Raw genomic sequence first — 2,503 nt, 5'->3', positions numbered from 1 at the left:
AAACGAGTGATGGCGATGGCTGCACCCACGGTGAAATGGTCCGCTGCCTCTTCCACACTCGTTGTCAGATCCGCTCCAAAACCCGCTCAGGGACTCAGACGATCTCTCTTGATATTGGCACAGAGGCAGTACGCTTTGCAAGACTTATTCAGTTATTTTGGCCTAATGAGATTCGAATGTTCTGGGGAGAATCTGCTTTTTCCCATGTTCTACCTGCAAGTGCATAACTCATGTTATTAAACATCGCAGGTAAGATAGACCGATTGGGCGCACCGTCACATTCAGAACATGACTACGGAATCTCGCTTTCAGAATGAAGGAGGTTAACGGCATGTATGAATCGCAGGACAGGAAATTGATCTTTGTGTTTACCGGTCCGGACGGATCGGGGCGCAAAACGGTGGCATACACAGCGGGGCAAACATTAGGCATCCCCAAGGTGATTTCTTATGCGACGCGCGAGCCGCGGCCGGGCGAGGTCAACGGGCAGGACTATCATTTTATATCGGACGCGCTCTACGATCAGTTGGAAGAGCAGGATGAATTTCTCGAAAGCGTTACGATCGGAACGCACCGTTATGGCATCCGAGAATACGATATTGAACAGAGCATTCAGGCGAATGGCCGCGTTTATGTGGTGCTTAACCGCGACGGTGCGGAAATTCTGAAGGGGATGTATGGAGACCGCGTTGTGCGGATTTGCATTTATGCGGACAGGGAAACCGTCACGGAGCGCCAGCGGGGAATCGGCTTGCCCGAGGATGTGATCGAAAGCCATCTTGCTCATTACGATTACGATATGGCCTATCAGGCAGCATGCGAGCTCGCTTATGAGAATTATGATCTGGCCTATACGGTGCATGATTTGACGAAGACGCTGGAGGGGTATCTTAACCGGAATCTGGTGGAGCGGGATTGAGGAATACCGCCTGCATACGTCAGATGATTACCGCAAAAAAGAGACCGCCCGGTTGCCGAATGAATGGCGCGCAGGGCGGTCTGTTTTTCGTGCACCGGTCCGGGGTTCAGTAGCCGCGCTGGCTCATGCTCCCGTAAATGCTGTTCTGACCGGATAACGCGGCATTGTTCGCGGACAGAACGGAGCTCTCCAGCCGATTGCAAATGTCGGAAATTTGCTGCAGTTGTTGAACGGCCGTGTCATGGCCTTGAATGGCGATTTGCAAATTTTGAACCGCCAGGCGCTCGCGTTGCGCAAGCTGCTCGAGCAGGGTCGCGTTCTGCTGCTCCTGCTGCAGCATTTGCTGATACATCTGCGTCGTTTGCCGTGTCTGCTGCACCAGCTGCTGAATGACCGCGTCGCATTGCTGAAATTGCTGGGAAACGTTCTGTGTATACATGTGTACCCTCCGGTTTGTGTGGATTAGTGGATATGGATATCCCCGGTATAGGATGGCTGAATTTTCCTGAATTATTCATCGGGAATCAGCTTAATGTAATAGCTGCGGGAGCGCGGACCGTCGAACTCGCAGAGCGAGTTGAGGTCAAACATGAGGTCAAACCAGGCTTGCATACCCTCAGGGGGTATGTTAGAGTAAAAGGAGATGGCGGCGGTGAACGGTTAACGTTGTACCCGCAGCTGCCGGTATTTCATCGTCGGAGGTGATCGCATTGGAGACGGAACACATTCCTGCCGCAGGTTTATCCGAAACGGATGAATGCTGCGCACCCGGTGAGGGAACGGATCGCAAGAGCCATCATTCGGATAAATTCAAGGCAGGGATCGGATCCCGTTTGAACCGGATCGAAGGGCAAATCCGCGGCATCCGCGGCATGATTGAGCGGGATACTTATTGCGACGATGTGTTGAATCAGATCGCGGCCGTGCAATCGGCTCTGAACGGGGTAGGCAAGCTGCTGCTCGAGGGCCATATGAAAAGCTGTGTGGTCGATCGCATCGAGGCAGGGGATCACGACGTTCTGGACGAATTGTTGACAACGATCAATAAGCTTGTGAAATAAAAAAACTGTTTGCCGGGTGTGGCAATCGGTTTATTTGGTATATTGCAGATAGCAGGTCCCGCCAAATGGTGTCAGGCGCATATTAATAATAGGAAAACATCCCGGGCCGCTTCCCTTTGAAGCGGTCCGGGATGTTTGTGTTACTTTCCTTTGTAAATCGGGGCTGGGCTGAGCGGGTTAAGCGAACACCTCGAGACCGAGCTCGTCACCGGGCTCCAGCTGATGAGCCAGATATTCCTCGGGAACCTTGCGCCCGTTCAGCAGAATAGCGGTCTGCACGCCGCGGCTAGGGTCAACCTCGATTCCGTCTACGTATTGGAACTGTCCGTCCAGACCGAAACGTACAGCTCCCGTTTCAAGCAACGCTTGAAATATCGTCAAGCCGTCCCGGTATGGCACGTTGTACGCCCAAGTCACCTCGGGGAATGAATCGCCGCCCTTCATCACCACAGGAATAAAGCGCCGGGGATAAACCGGGAACTGCCCGCCGGGCATCATGCCGCCGGGGAACTGCCCGCCGGGC

The 2,503-nt window shown here is 53.5% G+C and carries 5 protein-coding genes; 3 read left to right on the top strand and 2 right to left on the bottom strand.

From position 1 onward, the window contains the following. Nucleotides 1-227: hypothetical protein (locus BG52_RS16270; RefSeq protein WP_449578244.1), on the top strand; the 227-nt coding region annotated here is incomplete at its 5' end. Nucleotides 228-331: 104 nt separating this feature from the next. Next, nucleotides 332-919, top strand: a complete 588-nt coding sequence (locus BG52_RS01100) for a guanylate kinase (protein ID WP_036579773.1) — start codon at nt 332-334, stop codon at nt 917-919. A gap of 106 nt (nt 920-1,025) precedes the next feature. Here BG52_RS01100 and BG52_RS01095 read toward each other — a convergent pair whose 3' ends face one another. Then, entirely contained in the window at nt 1,026-1,358 is a 333-nt protein-coding gene (locus BG52_RS01095; protein ID WP_036579771.1) for a hypothetical protein, read from the bottom strand. A gap of 286 nt (nt 1,359-1,644) precedes the next feature. Here BG52_RS01095 and BG52_RS01090 point away from each other — a divergent pair, with 286 nt between their 5' ends. Beyond that, entirely contained in the window at nt 1,645-1,980 is a 336-nt protein-coding gene (locus tag BG52_RS01090; protein WP_190287429.1) for a metal-sensitive transcriptional regulator, read from the top strand. Nucleotides 1,981-2,157: 177 nt separating this feature from the next. Here the strand turns inward: BG52_RS01090 and BG52_RS15805 are convergent. Continuing rightward, nucleotides 2,158-2,503, bottom strand: a 346-nt coding sequence (locus BG52_RS15805) for a hypothetical protein (protein WP_036579769.1), incomplete at its 5' end; no start/stop codon positions are given.

Source organism: Paenibacillus darwinianus, from assembly GCF_000598065.1.
Taxonomy (GTDB): domain Bacteria; phylum Bacillota; class Bacilli; order Paenibacillales; family Paenibacillaceae; genus Paenibacillus_I; species Paenibacillus_I darwinianus.
This window is presented reverse-complemented; position numbering and strand designations above follow the sequence as displayed.

What these genes read in the sequence shown, in the direction of transcription:
- BG52_RS01095 (WP_036579771.1), bottom strand. Translation starts at nt 1,358, where the DNA reads ATGTATACACAGAACGTTTCCCAGCAATTTCAGCAATGCGACGCGGTC.
- BG52_RS01100 (WP_036579773.1), top strand. Translation starts at nt 332, where the DNA reads ATGTATGAATCGCAGGACAGGAAATTGATCTTTGTGTTTACCGGTCCG.